Raw genomic sequence first — 16,565 nt, 5'->3', positions numbered from 1 at the left:
ACCGGGGCGCTGGGACCAAGCCTCGTCCCTTGTCGCCTCATTCGGCCGGCCGACCGATCACGGCCAGTGTGCGGTAGCGCATCGCCAGCTTCGGGCCGTTCGCAAAGCGGGCGAACAACTGCTTCAGTTGCCCGAGCAAGATCTGACCCTCGTCGCTGGCGCGGGCCGGAATGTAGGAACGCGAGAAGGCCAGGCTGGCCAGGCCCGCCTCGTCCAGCCAATGCGTGTGAGGCCAATGCAGGCTGGCCGGTACGGCGCCGCCGAAGAACTGGGGCAGGCCGGCGCGTTCGGCCTCGTCGCCCTGGCCCATATGATGTTTCTGGGCGGCACGGCGTGCGCCGCCGAAGGCATCGAAGAGCGCGTCGAGTTCTCGTTGCAGCGGGTCTTCGCGCACGCGGTCGTTCCAGATCAGGGCCACCTGAGCGCCGGGCTTGAGCAGGCGCAGGCATTCGCGCCGTGCAGCCTCGATGTCAAACCAGTGGAAGGACTGGGCCGCGGTGATCAGATCAGCACAACCCTGGGCGAGGCCGGTGGCCTCGGCGCTGCCAGCGCTGCTGGCAAAACCGGGTTCTTGGCCCAGTGCCTGCTCGGCCGCGCTGCGCATCGCGGCGCTGGGTTCCACGGCCGTCACGCGCAGGCCTTGCTGCAGCAGGCCGGCACTCAGCAGGCCGGTGCCCGCGCCCAGGTCCACCACATGGGCCGCGGCTGGCAGGCCTTGGCGCAAGTGCTGCAGCAGGGCCAGGGGGTAGTCGGGCCGGGCAGCCTGGTAGTCGGCCGCCTTGCCGGAGAAGACGGCGGCCACGCCGCCCGCTTCGCTGCTGAAGCTGCTCTGCAGGGCTTGCTGGCTCGTCTGTGCGGCGTCCGGCTGTGTCATGGCAATCCCTCCAGCTTTTTGTGAGTGGCGGCATTTTTACCGCTACTTCTTGCGCTGCTCGCGAGCCGGTGGCGGCGATGCTGTGCTTCTTTCTTTCTGTGTCGCGCGCATGAAAGCCTTGCCTGCCCGAGTCCGGGGCGTTTGTACAGGCTGGGGAGCAACAGTCCCATGGCTAGAATGAATCCGAGAGGGATGTAAACGCTATGAAATTGATCGGTTCACTCAGCAGTCCTTACGTTCGCAAAGTGCGCATCGTGATGGCCGAGAAAAAGCTCGACTACCAGTTCGTGCTGGAAGACGTCTGGGCCAGTGATGCCATCCTGAAGATGAATCCTTTGGGCAAGGTGCCCTGCCTGGTGATGGAAGGCCAGGACTCCATCACCGGCGCGGTGTTCGACTCGCGGGTGATCGTCGAGTACGTCGACACCCTGTCGCCGGTCGGTCGCCTGATCCCCGAGCGCGGCCGTGAGCGTACCGAGGTGCGCACCTGGGAAGCCTTGGCCGACGGTGTGCTCGATGCCTGCGTGGCTGCGCGCCTGGAAGAGCACTGGGCCGGCCGCACGCCCGAGCAACGCAGCGCGGCCTGGGTGCAGCGCCAGATGGACAAGGTTGGGGCTGCCTTGGTCGCCATGAACCAGGGCCTGGGCGAGCGCGCCTGGTGCTCGGGCACGCATTTCTCGTTGGCCGATATCGCGGTCGGTTGCGCCCTCGGCTACCTCGACTTCCGCTTTCCTCAACTGGACTGGCGCAACGAACATGCCAATCTGGCCCGCCACTTTGAGAAACTGAGCACCCGCGCCAGCTTCGTCGACACCGCACCACCTGCAGCCTGATCGTTAGGTCGCAGCAAAACAGGCCTTGCAGATGCAAGGCCTTTTTCGTTTGGGCTTTGAAGGTTGAAGGACGCTTCTGGCACATAGCAGACCTTGACTCTAGGGCTGGTGCCAAGGGGCGCCGGGCGAGTGCTTCCGCTCATGTCCCCCGGCCCGCGCTGCGCGCGGACCTCCTCCTTAACTTCGCTTCAGCACTCACCCGACACCCCTTGTCAGTTCAAACGGTCGGCGCCTTCGTCGAAGCGGTCACGCCTTGCTGGATCGGGACGGCTGGGTGCTCTGCGAAGTGAAGTAAAGGAGGAGGCGCCAGCCGAAGGCTGGCGCCGGGGGACATGAACGGAGCAGAGTGCCCAGTCGGCCCGATCGCCGCCCAATCTGAGCGACAGCTTTGTGCCGTCAGCCGCCTCTCATCAGGCCAATGCCAGATCCAGGTTGCGAGCCGATTGCCAGCGGTGCAGCTTGCCGTAGATGGCGCTGATGCGGCGGCCCACGTCTTCACTGGCGAGGCGCCAGAGCTGCGCGACTTCGCCGGGCAGGCGGCCCAGGGCGATCAGGCTCAGCAGATGTTGTTCGGCCCGGGTCAGTTCGTTGAAGGCCTGCTCAGGCTCGCAGGCAGAGCCGATTGCGGGGCTCAGGTCTTGCGCGGCAGACAGGGCCTGGGCGCGCTCCAGGCTGATGCGGCTCAGCCCCATGCTGTGCAGGGTCTGGCGGGCCAGTTCGGGGGACATCAGGGCTTGGCCGGCTTGCAGCTGGCTCAAGGCCTGAGGCAGGCTGCTGCCGCGCTCGCACTCGACCATATAGCCATGCGCGCCATCGGCCAGGGTGTCGAAGAGCATGGTGTCGTGGGCACAGGAACTGAGCAGCAGCACCTTGGGGGCTTGCGGCAAGCGGCGCAGTTGCTGCAGCAGGCGGCGCACATGGCCGTCGGCCAGACGCAGGTCACAGGCCAGGTACTGTGCATCGCTGTTGCGCAGCGCGGCCATGCAATCGGTCGCCCGTTCGCTGCTACCGGCAAGCTCCCAGCGGCCATCTGCCAACAGGGAAGCGCGCGAAGTCTCGAGGGTTTTGGCAGCGCGGCGCAGCAGGAAGACGGAGGACATGGGCATGGGCAGGGGGCAAGCGCTGCATTGTGCAGTGCCCTCCCGGGGCAGCAATCCCGCGATCCGGGGTGTTGAAACCCATCTGGCGGCCTCGCGCAGTCGATTGATGCACTTGCCGCACAATCGGCCGCCACCATGACCCAGCCCCAGACATTGCCCGTGCCCCTGCCTGTGCTCTACACCTTCCGGCGCTGCCCTTACGCCATCCGGGCTCGCCTGGCCCTGCATCAGGCCGGGGTTGCTGTGCAGGCGCGCGAGATCGAGCTGCGCGCCAAGCCCGCTGCCATGCTGCAGGCCTCGCCCAAGGGCACGGTACCGGTACTGGTCCTGCCGGACGGCCAGGTGTTGGAGCAAAGCCTGGACATCATGCGTTGGGCATTGGGGCAGGCCGACCCGGACGCCTGGCTGAGCGCAGCGCCCAGTGAGCAGCAGCTGGCCTGGGTCGAGCGCAACGATGGGCCATTCAAGCGCCTGCTGGACCGCTACAAATACCCGCAGCGCCAGGATCCGCCCGACCAGCCGGCGGCCATGTTCGAGGCCGCCCTGGCCCTGCAGCTGCGTCCCATGGAGCAGGCCTTGCAAGCGCAGGCTTTTCTCTGCGGGCCGCGTTGTGGCCTGGCCGATATGGCGCTGCTGCCTTTTGTGCGCCAGTTTGCGGCGGTGGACCCGCTGGCTTTTGCGGCGGCGCCCTTGCCTGCTGTTCAGGCCTGGCTGCAGCGCTTGCTGGCCACGCCGCTGTTCGAGGCGGTGATGGTGAAGCTGCCCGTCTGGCGCGAGGCAGAAGAGCTGAGCTGAACTGCGCCTGCCGTGGCTTCCGGCGCGGGCTAAGGGCCTGCTGCACAATCAACTGCATGGCAGTGAGGGCACTGCGCGTCCTTCGAAAGAGAGAGCCGGCATGGCAGTCAAGCAAGTGTTTTCGGGCCTGTGGTGGGTGGTGGGCAAATTCTGGTGGCTGCTCGATGCCAGCCGGCGCGCCTTGCTCAACCTGTTCTTGCTCTTGCTGGTCGTGCTGCTCCTGGTGGGCTTGTTTTCGCGTGGCCCAGCGCCGCTGAAGGACAAGACCACGCTGGTGCTGAACCTGCAAGGCCCCTTGGTCGAGCAGTTCTCGGGCTCGGCGCGCGACCAGGCCATGGCCCAGCTGCAGGGCAAGCACCAGCAACAGACCCGTTTGCGCGATGTGCTGGCCACCCTGGAAGCGGCCGCGCTCGACCCGCAGATCGGCAGCGTGCTGCTGCAGCTGGATGAGTTCTCGGGCGCCGGCCTGGCCGGACTTGGCGAAGTGGCGGCGGCTCTCGATCGCTTCAAGGCCAAGGGCAAGCCGGTGCTGGCCTATGGCGACGGCTACAACCAGCGTGGCTACTACCTGGCCGCGCATGCCAACGAGGTCTATCTGCACCCCATGGGCATGGTGATGATCGAAGGCTTCGGTCGTTACCGGACCTATTACAAGGACGCGCTCGACCGTTTGGGCGTCAGCGCCAATGTGCTGCGTGTGGGCGCCTTCAAGAACGCCGCCGAACCTTACTTCGCCAACGGCCCGTCCAAGGAAGCGCTGGAGGCGGAGGCGTACCTCTACGGCGACCTTTGGGAGCGTTACACCGGCGCGGTCGAAACGGCGCGCAAGCTGCCCAAGGGCAGCCTCGCCAAAGGCATTGATACCCTGCCCGAGACCCTCACCGCGCTCAAGGGCGACACGGCGCAGCTGGCTTTGCAGGCCAAGCTGGTCGATGGCCTCAAGACCCGCGACGAGATGCGCGAGCTGCTGATGGAGCGCGGCGCCAAGGACGAGAAGGGCAAGAGCTTCCGTCAGGTGTCCATGTCCGACTACCAGGCCTATATCAAGCCCAAGAGCCCGCAGGGTGACTCGGTGGGCGTGGTCGTGGCCGAGGGCGAGATCGTCGATGGCGACGCCTCGGCCGGCCGCATCGGTGGTGACTCGACCGCACGCCTGATCCGCCAGGCGCGCGAGGACGACAAGGTCAAGGCCGTGGTGCTGCGCGTCAATTCGCCCGGCGGCAGCGCCTTCGCGTCCGAGATCATCCGCCGCGAGCTGGAGCTGACGCAGAAGGCCGGCAAGCCCGTGGTCATCTCCATGGGCGATGTGGCGGCCTCGGGCGGCTACTGGGTGTCCATGTCCTCGGACCAGGTGATTGCCGACCCGGCCACCATCACCGGCTCCATCGGCGTCTTCGGCATGCTGCCCACCGGCGACAAGCTGCTGGACAAGCTGTCCATCCACACCGGCGGTTACACCACGAACTGGACGGCCGGCGGCTTCGACCCGCGCCGGCCCCTGGACCCACGCATGGCGGCGACGGTGCAGCAAGGCATCAACCACATTTACGCCGAGTTCACGGCCAAGACGGCGGCCGCGCGCAAGAAGAGCGTGGCCGAGATCGACGCTGTGGCGCAGGGCCGCGTCTGGACCGGTGCGCAAGCCAAGCAGCGCGGCCTGATCGACCGCCTGGGCAGCTTCGACGACGCCGTGCGCGCGGCCGCGCGCCTGGCCAAGCTCGAGGGCGCGCCCAAGCTGATCTATGTCGAGCGCGAGATGGGTCGTGTCGAACGCCTGCTGTCCAGCCTGGACCAGATCGTCGCGCCATCGATCGCCGCCGCCGTGCGTGCCGAGCTGGGCCTGGGCGAGGGCGCGGCCTTGCTGCCCAAGGCGGCGCTGGACTTGCAGCGCGATCTGGCCTTTGTCAGCGAACGCGCCGAGGGCGGCCGGCCCTTCAGCACCTTTGTTCATTGCTTGTGCACGGCGCCCTGAAGATGGCGATGTGAAGGGGGCGCCGCTCGGCGCTTCCCTATAATTGCAGCTCAGCGCCGATTTGTTCCGAATTGCGGGCGCTCAAAAAATGCCGCTAAAGAGGGACTCCGCGCAGCCGGCGTCCGCTTTCCTTACAGCGGCGCCGGTTTTGTTTTTTCAGGAGTCTCTCCATGCCCCATGCAGGACAGCTAGGCCATGTCACCCCCCAGCGCATGGCGTTCGCCCAGCCCTTGCGCTTGCGCAGCGGCGCCGAGCTGCGTGACTACGAAATGGTCTACGAGACCTACGGCACGCTCAATGCCGAGCGCAACAACGCCGTGCTGGTCTGCCACGCCCTGAACGCCAGCCACCACGTGGCCGGCACCTACGAAGGCCAAGACAAGAGCGAAGGCTGGTGGGACAACCTGATCGGCCCCGGCAAGCCGCTGGACACCGACAAGTTCTTCGTCGTCGGCATCAACAACCTCGGTTCCTGCTTCGGCTCCACCGGTCCCATGCACATCAACCCGGCCACGGGCAAGGTCTACGGTGCCGACTTCCCGGTGGTGACGGTGCAGGACTGGGTCGATGCCCAGGCGCGCGTGCTCGATGCGCTGGGCGTGCAGCAGCTGGCCGCGGTGCTGGGCGGATCGCTGGGCGGCATGCAGGCCCTGGACTGGTCGCTGCGCTACCCCGAGCGCATGCGCCACTGCATCGCGATCGCCACGGCACCGGCCCTGTCGGCACAGAACATTGCCTTCAACGAAGTGGCACGCCGCGCCATCATCACCGACCCCGATTTCCATGGCGGCCATTTCTACGAGCACGGCGTGGTGCCCAAGCGCGGCCTGCGTGTGGCGCGCATGATCGGCCACATCACCTATCTGTCCGACGATGCGATGGAGCAGAAGTTCGGCCGCGAGCTGCGCGCCGCCGAACTGGGCTACAGCACCCAGGACATCGAGTTCCAGATCGAAAGCTATCTGCGCCACCAGGGCGATAAGTTCAGCGACTACTTCGACGCCAACACCTACTTGCTGATCACGCGCGCGCTCGATTACTTCGACCCGGCGCGGGAGCATGGCGGCAACCTCAGCCGCGCTTTCGCCAGCGCCCGCTGCAAATACCTGCTGGCCAGCTTCAGCACCGACTGGCGCTTCTCGCCGGCGCGCTCGCGCGAGATCGTCAAGGCCTTGCTCGACAACAAGCGCGATGTCTCGTATGCCGAGATCGACGCGCCCCACGGCCACGACGCCTTTCTGCTCGAAGACCCGCGCTACCACGGCGTGCTGCGCGCCTACTTCCAACGCATCGCCGGAGAACTGCAATGAGCTCGGTCCTGCAACAGATTGCCGCCCTGGTGCCCGAAGGCTCGCGCGTGCTCGACCTCGGTTGCGGCACCGGCGCCTTGCTCGATCACCTGATCCGCCACAAAGGCTGCAGCGGCTACGGCGTCGAGCTCGACGACGCCAATCTGCTGGCCTGCGCCCAGCGTGGCGTCAACGTCATTCAGCTCAATCTGGAAGAAGGCTTGTCCATCTTCGAGGACCAGAGCTTTGACGTGGTGCTGCAACTGGAAACGCTGCAGCATCTGCGCAATACCGAGGCCATGCTGCGCGAGACCGCGCGTGTCGGCCGCATGGGCATCGTCAGCTTCCCCAACTTCGCCCACTGGGCCAACCGCGCCCAGGTGCTGATGGGCCGCATGCCGGTGACGCGCGTGCTGCCTTATGAGTGGTACGACACGCCCAATATCCGCGTCGGCACCTACGCTGACTTTGAGGTACTGGCGCGCAAGAACCGCCTGCGCGTGCTGGACAGCTTTGGCATCCAGAACGGCCAGACCGTGCGGACTTTTCCGAATCTGCTGGCGAGCATGGCGGTGTTCAAGTTCGATCGGGGGTGAGGGGAGGGTGAATCGTGATTGGTGAGTCGTGAATGGTTGGGTGAACAGGTAAATGTCGCGAGCAAGGGCGGCCGTCACGATTCACGACTCAAAATTCACGATTCACGATTCACGATTCACGATTCACCCACCCTCACCTCAATACCTCACGCAAAAAAATCAAAGTGCGCACCCAGCCTTGCTGCTGGGCCTTGGCATCGGCGGCGGCTTGGCCGCCCATCTTCATCGGGCCGGCATTGTTCAGTGTGGTGGGCAGGGTGCCCAGGCCAATGATGCCGTGGCCGGCGCCTTCGAAGACCAGCAACTCGGTGGGCAGTTCAGCGGCAGCACGGCGGGACGCGATGGCACGGGCCATGCCGCCGGAATCCCAGACTTGGTCGTCACTGCCAGCAATCAGCAGCAGCGGCGCGGCGATCTTCTCGACCTCGATGCGTGCCGCGCTGGCACGTTCTGGCTGCGCTGCGCGGCCGGCGTCGTGCGGGCGGCGCAGGCGCACGGGCTGGCCGCTCATGAAGCCGGCCACCTCTTCCTGGTAGCCCTTGTAGGGCACGAAAGCCAGGGCTTCGCCATGCCAGCTGAAAGAGGGCTGGGCCATGGCGCCTTGCATCATGTCGAAGCCTTCCCAGATCACATCGCTGGGCACCACCGCGACCACGCCCTTGAAGCCGGCGATGCGGCTGGCGCCGGCCAGCACGAATTCCGCGCCCTTGGAGGCGCCCCAGAGCGCGATGCGGCTGGCGTCCACCTCGGGCTGTTGACGCAGCCAGTCGCGTGCCGTTTCCAGCTGGCCCAGTTCGATCCGTGCAAAGCTGGCCGGCAAAGCGGGCAGTTCCGGCGCCATCGGGCCTTGAGCGCCCCAGCGCGGCGGTGAGTAGTAGGGCAGGGCCAGGGCGGCGAAGCCGCGCGCCGCCAGGGCCTCGGCCAGGCGGCGGGACATGAGGGATCCGCCTTCCGATCCGCCCAAGACGATCACCACCGGTAGCTTGGCCGCATGTACCCGCGGCAGCAGGAGCTGTGCGCCGGGCAGGGGCTCGGCGGTGCGGCTTTCGATCCGCGCCTGGGCCGGCAGCCAGTGCAGCGTTTGTTCGGCCAGGGACTTGGGCGCACCGGCTGCGTCTTGGCCCCAGGCTTCCAATTGCAAGCGAGTGCCATCGGCATCGGTCGCGGCGGCGGGCGCTGGTCCGCCGCGCACCGGCAGCGCCGACCAGAACAGGCCGCTGGCATCGATGCCGCCGTAGCTGCCCGAAAGCGGCGCTTGGCGGCTGGTGTCAATGCGGCCTTGCGCATCGGCCTGGAAGATGGCTTCGGCGCGCAGCAGCGAGGGGCCCATGCCAGGCAGATCGGCGCGACGGTTCAGGCGCAGGGTGATTCGCTCGCCCGGCTTGGCGCCGCTGAGTGACAGGGTCTGGGCTTCGCCTTCCAGAACCGCGGCTGCCGGCGCGGCTGCAAGTTGGTAGGCGGCCGCGAGCGAAGCGGCGAGGCTCAGACTCAAGGCCAGGGTGACTCGGTTCAGGGTGCTTGGCATGGGTGGCTCCATCAGTGGGGGGAGTTGATGGATGCAGTCTCGCCAAGGCGGAGCGGCGCTGCCGGGCCTGGGCGACGGATCGACAGAAGCGGCGACGGTTCGACCGCAGGCCAGGCCTTTCCGGCTGGGCTCATCCGCCCCGTGGGCCGCCCTCCAAGCATGCACAGTTCCGCCCCGCGTTCTTGGCCTGGTACAGAAGGGCATCAGCACGTTGGTACAAGCGCTCCGGGCCCTCGCCCGGCCGCATCAGCGCGGCGCCCAGGCTGAGGGTCAGCACCGGCGCTGTCGGGGAGTCCTCATGCGGCAAGCCTTCCGCGGCCATGGCGGCGACCACCGCGTTCGCGTGTTCGCCCAGATGCTCGGGCCGGATGTCGTAGAGCAGCAGTGCCATTTCTTCGCCGCCCATGCGCGCGGCCAGGTCCATGGGGCGTTGGGCCAGGCGCGCCAGCACGGCGGCCACGCGCTGCAGGGCGTGGTCGCCGGCGTCGTGGCCGTAGCGGTCGTTGTAGCGCTTGAAATGGTCGACGTCGATCAGCAGCAGGGCCAGGGCGCGGCCGTCGCGGCTGGCCTGAGCCATGGCGATTTGCAGATGCTGCTTGAACAGGCGGCGGTTGCTCAGGCCGGTGAGCTCGTCATGCAGGGCCAGCCATTGGGCCAGGCCGCGGTGCAGGAACTGCTCGCGCCGCAGGTACTCGCGCCAATAGGCGCCAAAAGCACAGGTCAGCAAGGTCAGCAGCAACACCAGACAGATGCGCAGCAGCGCGTCGCGCAGGGCCTGTTCGGGCGTCAGGAAGGCGATGATCAACACCGAGGCCAAAAAGCTGATCGCCAGGGCCAGATGCCATCGGAAGCGCGCGCCGATGGGCATGAAATGGGTCACCATGGCCAGCACCAGCACGCTGCTCTCGGTCGGCAGGCCCATGCGCTGATAGCACATCAAGGCCAGCGTGGCGCCGTCGGCCGTGGCCAGCGCCATCAGGAACACGGCCCACAGTGCCCGCTCGGTGTCGCGAACCAGGGCCAACACGGCCAGGGCCAGCAGCAGCACCAGCATCACGCCGAGGCGCAGCTGCTGCAGCTGGTCGATCAGGGGCTGGAACTGCGCCGGTTCGGTGAGCGCCTGCAGGCGCCAGCCATCCGTCCACCAGAAAACGGCCCAAATCAGCAGGGCCAGCAAGGCGGTACTGATGAAGCGCCAACGTATGCCCTGGGCACAGTAGCGTCGGTATTCCAGCTCCAGCGGCGGCAAGAAATTCAGGCGGCCCAAACCCCGTTTCAGCTGTTCGCTGTACAGACTGTTGGCATGGGGCTCGTCCATGGTACTGCGGTGGGCGATGGGGCGGTGTGGGGGCCAGCATCGCACAAATTTCCAGAGCCAGCGACCTGAACTCGCACTGGTATCAAGGGCCTGGCCGATACTCCGAACACCCCAACCCGAGGAGCGAAACCCATGATCGGCTACACCACCCTGGGCACCAACGATCTGCCGCGCGCGGCAGCTTTCTATGACGAGCTGTTCGCCGTCCTCGGTATCAAACGGATGATGGACTTCGGCCGCGGCTATGCCTGGGGCACCGGCATGGACAAGCCCGGCTTTGCCGTCATGAAGCCTTACGACGAGCAGCCCGCCACGGCCGGCAACGGCACCATGGTCGCCCTGGCCCTGGACAGCGAAGAGAAAGTCCAGGCCCTGCATGCCAAGGCCTTGGCTCTGGGCGCCCAGGACGAGGGCGCGCCGGGCCCGCGAGGCGGCGGCTTCTATGCGGCCTACTTCCGCGATCTGGATGGCAACAAGCTCAATGCTTTTTGTGTGAAGGCGGCCTGAACGACAGCCCAGAGCCAGCCCTCAGTCCTCAAACCGCCCCAGCCTCACCATCGTGTTCCCCGGCAGCCCATGCTTGAGGCTGGGCATGACCAGCACCGTGTTGGCATAACGTGTCTTGAAGACGGAGTCGCCATCGGCTGCGAACACAGTGCCCGCTTCGGGGATGACATCGAGGCCGCGTACGGGCGCCGGCAGGGTGAAGTGGAAGTCGCTGCTCAAGGCGGTGATGGCTTCGTCGACCCGGATGGTGCGTTGACGCTCCGGCAGGGGCAAGCGCAGGCGGGCTTCGGCCCAGTCGGCGCTGACCATGCCGGTCAGGCGTAGGAATCGCACCAAGCCATCGATGGCCACCTCGGCCGAGCGCTGCTCCCAGTGCTGACCGCATTCGATCAGCAAGGCGTTCTTTGGGCTGGCTGGGTCGCCAAAGCCACCGCGGTCGCGCATGCGCAGGCCCGAGGGGTGGCCGGTGTCGATCAGCAAGTCACCGGGCATGCCCAGCTCTCGCGCAAAGGCGGCGCCCTTGTCCAGCAGGCCGCAGACCATCAAGGGCCGACAGGCGTCTTGCATCGAGTGGATGTCAAAGAGGAAATCAGCGCTGTCGACGAAGGGGCGCAGGGCGCGAGCGCGACGCAGCTCCAGCGAGTCACGCGAGCCAAACAGCTGCGCGTCGCTCCAGACCCGGTTCAAGTCTTCATCGACACAGCGCGAGGCATTCGGGTCGGCCGGGTCGAAGCGCGTGTAGGCCTCGACATTTGCAAAGCTCAGGATCAAGCGCCCTTGCAGCGGCTGCAGTGATCGCCCCATGCCTTGCTGGAACAGCCAGTCGAGGGCAATGGCGCCGCAGAGCTCATTGCCATGGGTCAGGGCTTGCACCATGACGGTGGGCCCGGGGCGGCCGGAGTCCAGCACATGAACATAGTCCACGCCGCTGCCACCCTCCCGGTAAATGCCGATGTCCGGCGGGCTCAGTTCAACAGCCATGTGTCCGTTCATACAAGCTAGCTCCACCCAAACCCCGATGACTCATCCGTGCATTCACCTACTCAATCCTTTCGGTGTATCACACCTTCCTCAGTGCGCTCGTCGGCCTTGAACAAACCTTCCCAGCGGTCGCCGTTGGGCCAGTGAAACACACCTTCGCCGTGCTTGAGGCCTCCCGCCCAAGCACCGACATAACGCTCGCCGCTCTTCCAGAAATAGCTGCCCTGGCCATGTGGCTTGCCAAGTTGGAAGTCGCCTTCGTAGCGGTCGCCCGAGGCCATCTCCATACGGCCTTGTCCATGGGGTTGCCCCGCTTGGATGCTGCCCTCAAAGCGGTTGCCGTTGGCATAGCGCAGGATGCCTCGGCCTTGTGGTGCCGAGCGGACATAGTCGCCCTCGTACTGTTGACCATTGGCCCAGCGGTACAAGCCCTTGCCGTGGGGCATGCCCTGGCTGACCTGGCCCTTGTAGACGTCGCCGCTGGCGAAGCTGAGCTGTCCGCTGCCTTCGGGGCTTCCGTCGATCAGCGAGCCTTCGTACTGGTTGCCATTGGCAAAGCTGAGCTTGCCCTGGCCAGTTGCTTTGTTCTCAACCCAGTCGCCTTCATAGCGCTGGCCATTGGCCCAGATGAATTCGCCCTTGCCCTGGCGCACGCTGCGCACCAGGCTGCCGATGTAGACATCGCCGTTCGACCATTCGACCCGCCCGGTGCCGCTCACGACCTGACCCTCCTCGCGCACGAACTGGCCTTTGTAGCGGGTGTCGCCGGCGCGAATGTCCATCTCCTTGGGCGGCTCCTTGGGTGCTTCCTCGGCCGTCGTTCGCGATTGGCTGTTGTTGCGTGCCGCCGCGGCTTCGTTGCCGGTGGTCTGCGTGGCGCTCTTCACTGCACCGATGGCGCCGCTGACGAGCGCGCCCAGACCACTCGCCGCGGTATCGCCGGTGGCTTTCGCGCCGGCCGTCGCACCTGCCGCAGCAGCCGTTGTTGCTGCTGCTGCTGCCACGCTTGCTCCCGCCGCTCCCGTTGTTGCGCCTGCCGTTTTGGCCGTCGCGCCGGGCGCGCTGGCGGCCGCGGTGGGCCGTGGCGCCGGCGGCTTGGGCATAACCGCCTGAAAGCTTTCCGGCAAAGGCACGGCGGTCCAGGGGGTGCCGCGCTCGCGTGCCAGGGTCTGAATGAAGCTGTTGGCGTTCTCGAGGGCGGCGTCCTTGCACAGTGTGGCGGCGCGCCGCCAGGCGGTCTCGGCAATCATGGACTGAGCCTGGCGCTCGGTCGGATTGAGGCCCGGTGCGGCGGTGCGAAACTTCTGCGCGAACTCGCGCGCCTTTTCGAAGATAGGGGCGCAGAACTCGGCGTTGTGGGCGTCGATCTCGGTCTGCTCGCGGCGCCGCAAGGCGATCTGTTGTTGGCTGCCGGTGCAATGCTCGGCGGCCAGATCCCACATGGTTTCGGCCTTGCTGTAGAGCGAGGCCGCATCGCCAAAGCGGCGCTCGCCAAAAGCCTTGGCAGCCAGTTCCTGCAGAGAGGCCGCATCGCGGTGCGAAAGCTCGCACTGCGAGCCAGCCGCCATGCGCTCGGCCACGGCGGCCCGCTGGCGCTCGTTGTCACCGAGAGCGCGCTGGGCGCGTTCCTGAGCGCGGCCGGTGCAGCCGCCCGTGGCCTGGGTCCAGAGGGAGACAGCCTCCTCATAGGCTCGGGCCAGCTCTTCCAGGGGCTTGTTCTGGGCTTGAGCGGTGGCGGCGCGCAGGTCGCTGCTCATGGCCTTGGCGGTCAGCGAAGAACAGCTTGGTGGCGGGGGCGGCGGAGGGGCGGCCGGCGCGGATGCAGCTCCGTCTGGGGCAGAGGCGGCGTCCGCCGGCAGGCTGGCCGCGGCCGAAGCCGCAGGGGCCGCTGCGGGCACAGGTGCACCGGTGGGTGGGGCTGAGGTGCTTTGTGCACACGCGGCACGCGGGGCGAGGCCGAGCGACAGGGTCAGAGCCAGGCAAACGATCGACAAGCGCATCGAGAAGACCTTCGTTTTCATCGTTATTTTTTGGCCGGGCCAGAGGCCATGGGCATGTCCAGCATGGCATCAATCAGGCCGCGTGCGAAGCGACCCTGGCCTGGGTCCTCGGGGCCAGAGAAGGAAAAGGCCGCCGGCGCCGAGGCCAGGGGCATGGCGCCGATTTCGAACAGCAGCTCTTCCGGTTTGAAACCGTTCAAGATGGCTTGCACCTCGTAGCCCAGCCCCTTGGTTTCGGCCAATTTGCTCAGCGCATCCAGTCGTTCGGCATCAAAGGCGAAAGCGTTGCCAGTGAAGCTGCGTTCGATCAATTTTTGATGCAATCGAAAGCCGGCCAGCGGGTTGCCACCGAGCTTGGCCACGCGTTCGAACGCCCAGCTGTCGGCGCGGTCGAAGACCGTGGCCCCGACTCGGGCCACGCCGGACAGTGAGCCGCGGTTGGCGGCTGCCGCCTGCAGGGCGTTGACCACTTGCTGGCGGGTCAGCTTTTCGGCCGCGTCGGTGATGCCCTCGCGGATGCGCTGGATGGCCAGGCTCTTGCCTTGCTCGATCAGCTGCTGCTTGAGCACTTCGGTCACCACGCTCTGAGCCGCGCTTTTGGCAGCCGTGACGGCCGCTTCCGCCGCCAGCGCCGCACCCTTGAGGCCGGTGGCCAGGGTGACGAGGTTGTAGAGCGTGCCGACGATCTTGCTGCCGTAGTGGAAGGTCTTCATGCGGGCGCCGCCTTCTTCCGACAGGCCCTGGGTCCAAAGCACCACCCAGAGTGCCTCGTCATCGCTGAGCCCGACCTTGGGTACCTCCAGGGAATGCATGCTGAGCAGCCAGTGGTAGTCCTGCACCTCGGGCGTGCTCGGCGGGGCCAGGCGGGTGTAGCCACGGCAGACCTCGAAGGGCGTGATGACATGCTGCTTGCCGGTTGACAGCACGATAGAAAAAGGGCGGCCGCGGTCGCGGATTTCGGCCAGGCCGTTGAGCATTTGCTCGGTGTCTTCGGTTTTCAGCCCTGCCAGCACGGCCACCTTGTCGCCGAGTTGCAGCGGCGAGCCCGGTGCCGTGGCCACCACGGTCAGACGCTCATCCACCTGCAGGGCGCGCACCCAGGCGACCCGGTCGGTCTCGGACCAGCCGCTGCTGGTGGCCAGGGCAAAGGGCAGCTCCCACTGTTTGTCACATTCGGGGTCCTTGAGGTCCGCGCTGCGTGCAATTGCGGGGCGGATCGCCTGCTCGCCCATGCCATAGCTGCGGATGTGGCCGAGCAGGGTTTCGTTGACGGCGCGGCCGTCATCGACCGTGTACTTGGGCCCGGCGCAGGCCGCCAGCATCAGACAGATGAGCAAGGAAAGCAGATTTCTCATCGTGGAACTCGGCTCAAGTGGTAACAAAAGTTTGCAGTGTAGGGGGGCTTCATGGCCGAGGAATCGGGTGCGATCTGCCTGCCGTCCATTGTTCATCGGCAACAGGCCGCGGGCGGCTCGCTCGTCGTGCCGAAAGACCGAGGCCCGGGTAGTTTTACCGCCCCGGGCAAGCCCTGGGTTGGCCGTGCAGCGGGCCTGCCTACACTGGCTCGCATGCGAACCCTGAGAACAGAAGATGGTATCCCGCTGCACTGGCGGCAATGGAGCAAGCTGGGGCTGGAGCCGGCACGTGGCACCGTCTTGTTGGTGCACGGTCTGGGCGAGCATGTCGGTCGCTACGAGGCCCTGGCCGGCAAGCTGAACAGCTGGGGCTGGCATGTTGCCGGCTTTGACCAGCGCGGCCACGGCGCCTCGGGCGGGCCACGCGGTGATGTGCCCGATGCCGAGCGCTTGCTGCAAGACCTGGCCCTGGTCATTGATGAGTTGCGCGCCGACCCTCAGCTGGGCCGTGGTCCCTTGGTGCTGCTCGGGCACAGCATGGGTGGCCTGGTGGCCGCACGCTTTGTGGCAGGCGGCCTGGCGGCCATCAGCGGCGGCCAGCTGCCGGCCTGGTTCCGGCCCGTCGATGCCCTGGTTCTGTCCTCGCCGGCGCTGGACCCGGGCCTGTCGGCCTGGCAGCGCCTGCAACTGGGCTTGGGCGTGGCCTTGGCGCCGCATCTGGCGGTCGGCAATGGCTTGAAGACGGCCTGGATCTCGCGTCAGCGCTCCGTCGTGCAAGCCTATATCGATGACCCCATGGTGCACGATCGCCTGACGCCGACCCTGGCGCGCATGATTGTCGATGCCGGTGAAATGGTGCGTCAGCATGCCGCCGACTGGGTGGTGCCGACCTTGCTCATGTGGGCCGGCAGCGACCGCTGTGTCGCGCCCGCCGGCAGCGCCGAGTTTGCAGCCGAGGCGCCGCCGGCCGTGCTGCGCGCGCAGTGCTTCGGCCCGCTCTTCCATGAGATCTTCAATGAGCCCGAGCGCGAGCAAGTGTTTGCCGCGCTGCAAAGCTGGCTGGCGTCCCGGTTTTAGCCCGCTTGCTGCGCGCCCATAGAAAAAGCCCCGTCCTGTTGCCAGGCGGGGCTTTTTGATAGGGCCTGCTCACACTGCGGATACCAGCTGCGCTGCCTCACAAATCACCGTGCACTAGGCGCAAAACGAAGCCGGGGTCACGCCCCGGCGAGGCTTTGCAACAACGTGCACGGTGATTTGTGTGGCAACCCTTCGGGATAGGGGCAGAAAGGGCCCCATTCGTCGTTGAACTCCTCGCCCAGGCGGCGAGCCTGGGCTTCGTCGTCCGCCTAGCTTGGGGCCCTTTCTGCCCCTCTCGCACAGGCATCCGCAGTGTGAACAGGCCCTTGGCGCCACGAGCTTG

14 protein-coding genes are annotated in these 16,565 nt (G+C 66.5%); 7 read left to right on the top strand and 7 right to left on the bottom strand.

Annotated elements, in window-relative coordinates; all coding sequences use genetic code 11:
- Nucleotides 1-37: 37 nt before the first annotated feature.
- Nucleotides 38-874, bottom strand: coding sequence for a class I SAM-dependent methyltransferase (locus tag LNV28_RS04030; protein ID WP_263516378.1), 837 nt, complete (start codon nucleotides 872-874; stop codon nucleotides 38-40).
- Nucleotides 875-1,077: 203 nt separating this feature from the next.
- Between LNV28_RS04030 and LNV28_RS04025 the strand changes: the two genes are divergently transcribed.
- Nucleotides 1,078-1,707 (top strand): glutathione S-transferase family protein, encoded by a 630-nt coding sequence (locus LNV28_RS04025; RefSeq protein ID WP_263516379.1) that lies wholly within the window; start codon nucleotides 1,078-1,080, stop codon nucleotides 1,705-1,707.
- Between the two features lie 410 nt (nucleotides 1,708-2,117).
- Here the strand turns inward: LNV28_RS04025 and LNV28_RS04020 are convergent, their stop codons facing one another.
- A complete protein-coding gene (locus LNV28_RS04020) occupies nucleotides 2,118-2,807 on the bottom strand; it encodes a hypothetical protein (protein ID WP_263516380.1) in 690 nt (229 codons plus the stop codon).
- 135 nt (nucleotides 2,808-2,942) lie between these two features.
- Here LNV28_RS04020 and LNV28_RS04015 point away from each other — a divergent pair, with 135 nt between their 5' ends.
- From LNV28_RS04015 to metW, 4 genes are all read left to right on the top strand, one after another.
- A complete protein-coding gene (locus LNV28_RS04015; protein WP_263516381.1) occupies nucleotides 2,943-3,602 on the top strand; it encodes a glutathione S-transferase N-terminal domain-containing protein in 660 nt (219 codons plus the stop codon).
- Between the two features lie 100 nt (nucleotides 3,603-3,702).
- Nucleotides 3,703-5,574 carry a signal peptide peptidase SppA gene (gene sppA, locus LNV28_RS04010; RefSeq protein ID WP_263516382.1) on the top strand — a complete coding sequence of 624 codons (1,872 nt, stop codon included), beginning with the start codon at nucleotides 3,703-3,705 and terminating at the stop codon, nucleotides 5,572-5,574.
- A 170-nt stretch (nucleotides 5,575-5,744) separates the two neighbouring features.
- Nucleotides 5,745-6,884, top strand: a complete 1,140-nt coding sequence (metX, locus tag LNV28_RS04005) for a homoserine O-succinyltransferase MetX (RefSeq protein ID WP_263516383.1) — start codon at nucleotides 5,745-5,747, stop codon at nucleotides 6,882-6,884.
- The gene (metW, locus tag LNV28_RS04000) at nucleotides 6,881-7,459 is read left to right on the top strand and encodes a methionine biosynthesis protein MetW (protein WP_263516384.1); all 579 of its coding nucleotides are present in this window, start codon (nucleotides 6,881-6,883) and stop codon (nucleotides 7,457-7,459) included. Before metX ends, metW begins: the two co-directional genes overlap by 4 nt.
- A gap of 133 nt (nucleotides 7,460-7,592) precedes the next feature.
- On the opposite strand, the gene LNV28_RS03995 is transcribed toward metW, so the two are convergent.
- Both LNV28_RS03995 and LNV28_RS03990 read right to left on the bottom strand, forming a co-directional pair.
- On the bottom strand, nucleotides 7,593-8,984 hold the full coding sequence (locus LNV28_RS03995) for an acyl-CoA thioester hydrolase/BAAT C-terminal domain-containing protein (RefSeq protein WP_263516385.1): 1,392 nt from the start codon (nucleotides 8,982-8,984) through the stop codon (nucleotides 7,593-7,595).
- Nucleotides 8,985-9,114: 130 nt separating this feature from the next.
- Entirely contained in the window at nucleotides 9,115-10,302 is a 1,188-nt protein-coding gene (locus LNV28_RS03990) for a GGDEF domain-containing protein (RefSeq protein WP_263516386.1), read from the bottom strand.
- A 132-nt stretch (nucleotides 10,303-10,434) separates the two neighbouring features.
- Here LNV28_RS03990 and LNV28_RS03985 point away from each other — a divergent pair, with 132 nt between their 5' ends.
- Nucleotides 10,435-10,809 (top strand): VOC family protein, encoded by a 375-nt coding sequence (locus LNV28_RS03985; protein ID WP_263516387.1) that lies wholly within the window; start codon nucleotides 10,435-10,437, stop codon nucleotides 10,807-10,809.
- A gap of 21 nt (nucleotides 10,810-10,830) precedes the next feature.
- On the opposite strand, the gene LNV28_RS03980 is transcribed toward LNV28_RS03985, so the two are convergent.
- From LNV28_RS03980 to LNV28_RS03970, 3 genes are all read right to left on the bottom strand, one after another.
- A complete protein-coding gene (locus tag LNV28_RS03980) occupies nucleotides 10,831-11,790 on the bottom strand; it encodes a M14 family metallopeptidase (RefSeq protein WP_263516388.1) in 960 nt (319 codons plus the stop codon).
- A 62-nt stretch (nucleotides 11,791-11,852) separates the two neighbouring features.
- Complete coding sequence (locus LNV28_RS03975; protein ID WP_263516389.1) at nucleotides 11,853-13,547, bottom strand: MORN repeat-containing protein; 1,695 nt, start codon at nucleotides 13,545-13,547, stop codon at nucleotides 11,853-11,855.
- 266 nt (nucleotides 13,548-13,813) lie between these two features.
- Entirely contained in the window at nucleotides 13,814-15,145 is a 1,332-nt protein-coding gene (locus LNV28_RS03970; protein ID WP_263516390.1) for a hypothetical protein, read from the bottom strand.
- Nucleotides 15,146-15,358: 213 nt separating this feature from the next.
- Between LNV28_RS03970 and LNV28_RS03965 the strand changes: the two genes are divergently transcribed.
- Entirely contained in the window at nucleotides 15,359-16,222 is an 864-nt protein-coding gene (locus LNV28_RS03965) for an alpha/beta hydrolase (protein WP_263516391.1), read from the top strand.
- Nucleotides 16,223-16,565 lie beyond the last annotated feature (343 nt).

Origin of the sequence: Paucibacter sp. DJ2R-2 (genome assembly GCF_025717675.1) — a bacterium.
In the GTDB taxonomy this organism is placed as follows: Bacteria; Pseudomonadota; Gammaproteobacteria; order Burkholderiales; family Burkholderiaceae_C; genus Paucibacter_A.
This window is presented reverse-complemented; position numbering and strand designations above follow the sequence as displayed.

Excerpts from the sequence above, each read along its gene's own strand:
- LNV28_RS04030 (WP_263516378.1), bottom strand. The coding sequence starts at position 874 with ATGACACAGCCGGACGCCGCACAGACGAGCCAGCAAGCCCTGCAGAGC.
- LNV28_RS04025 (WP_263516379.1), top strand. The coding sequence starts at position 1,078 with ATGAAATTGATCGGTTCACTCAGCAGTCCTTACGTTCGCAAAGTGCGC.
- LNV28_RS04020 (WP_263516380.1), bottom strand. The coding sequence starts at position 2,807 with ATGTCCTCCGTCTTCCTGCTGCGCCGCGCTGCCAAAACCCTCGAGACT.
- LNV28_RS04015 (WP_263516381.1), top strand. The coding sequence starts at position 2,943 with ATGACCCAGCCCCAGACATTGCCCGTGCCCCTGCCTGTGCTCTACACC.
- sppA (WP_263516382.1), top strand. The coding sequence starts at position 3,703 with ATGGCAGTCAAGCAAGTGTTTTCGGGCCTGTGGTGGGTGGTGGGCAAA.
- metX (WP_263516383.1), top strand. The coding sequence starts at position 5,745 with ATGCCCCATGCAGGACAGCTAGGCCATGTCACCCCCCAGCGCATGGCG.
- metW (WP_263516384.1), top strand. The coding sequence starts at position 6,881 with ATGAGCTCGGTCCTGCAACAGATTGCCGCCCTGGTGCCCGAAGGCTCG.
- LNV28_RS03995 (WP_263516385.1), bottom strand. The coding sequence starts at position 8,984 with ATGCCAAGCACCCTGAACCGAGTCACCCTGGCCTTGAGTCTGAGCCTC.
- LNV28_RS03990 (WP_263516386.1), bottom strand. The coding sequence starts at position 10,302 with ATGGACGAGCCCCATGCCAACAGTCTGTACAGCGAACAGCTGAAACGG.
- LNV28_RS03985 (WP_263516387.1), top strand. The coding sequence starts at position 10,435 with ATGATCGGCTACACCACCCTGGGCACCAACGATCTGCCGCGCGCGGCA.
- LNV28_RS03980 (WP_263516388.1), bottom strand. The coding sequence starts at position 11,790 with ATGGCTGTTGAACTGAGCCCGCCGGACATCGGCATTTACCGGGAGGGT.
- LNV28_RS03975 (WP_263516389.1), bottom strand. The coding sequence starts at position 13,547 with ATGAGCAGCGACCTGCGCGCCGCCACCGCTCAAGCCCAGAACAAGCCC.
- LNV28_RS03970 (WP_263516390.1), bottom strand. The coding sequence starts at position 15,145 with ATGAGAAATCTGCTTTCCTTGCTCATCTGTCTGATGCTGGCGGCCTGC.
- LNV28_RS03965 (WP_263516391.1), top strand. The coding sequence starts at position 15,359 with ATGCGAACCCTGAGAACAGAAGATGGTATCCCGCTGCACTGGCGGCAA.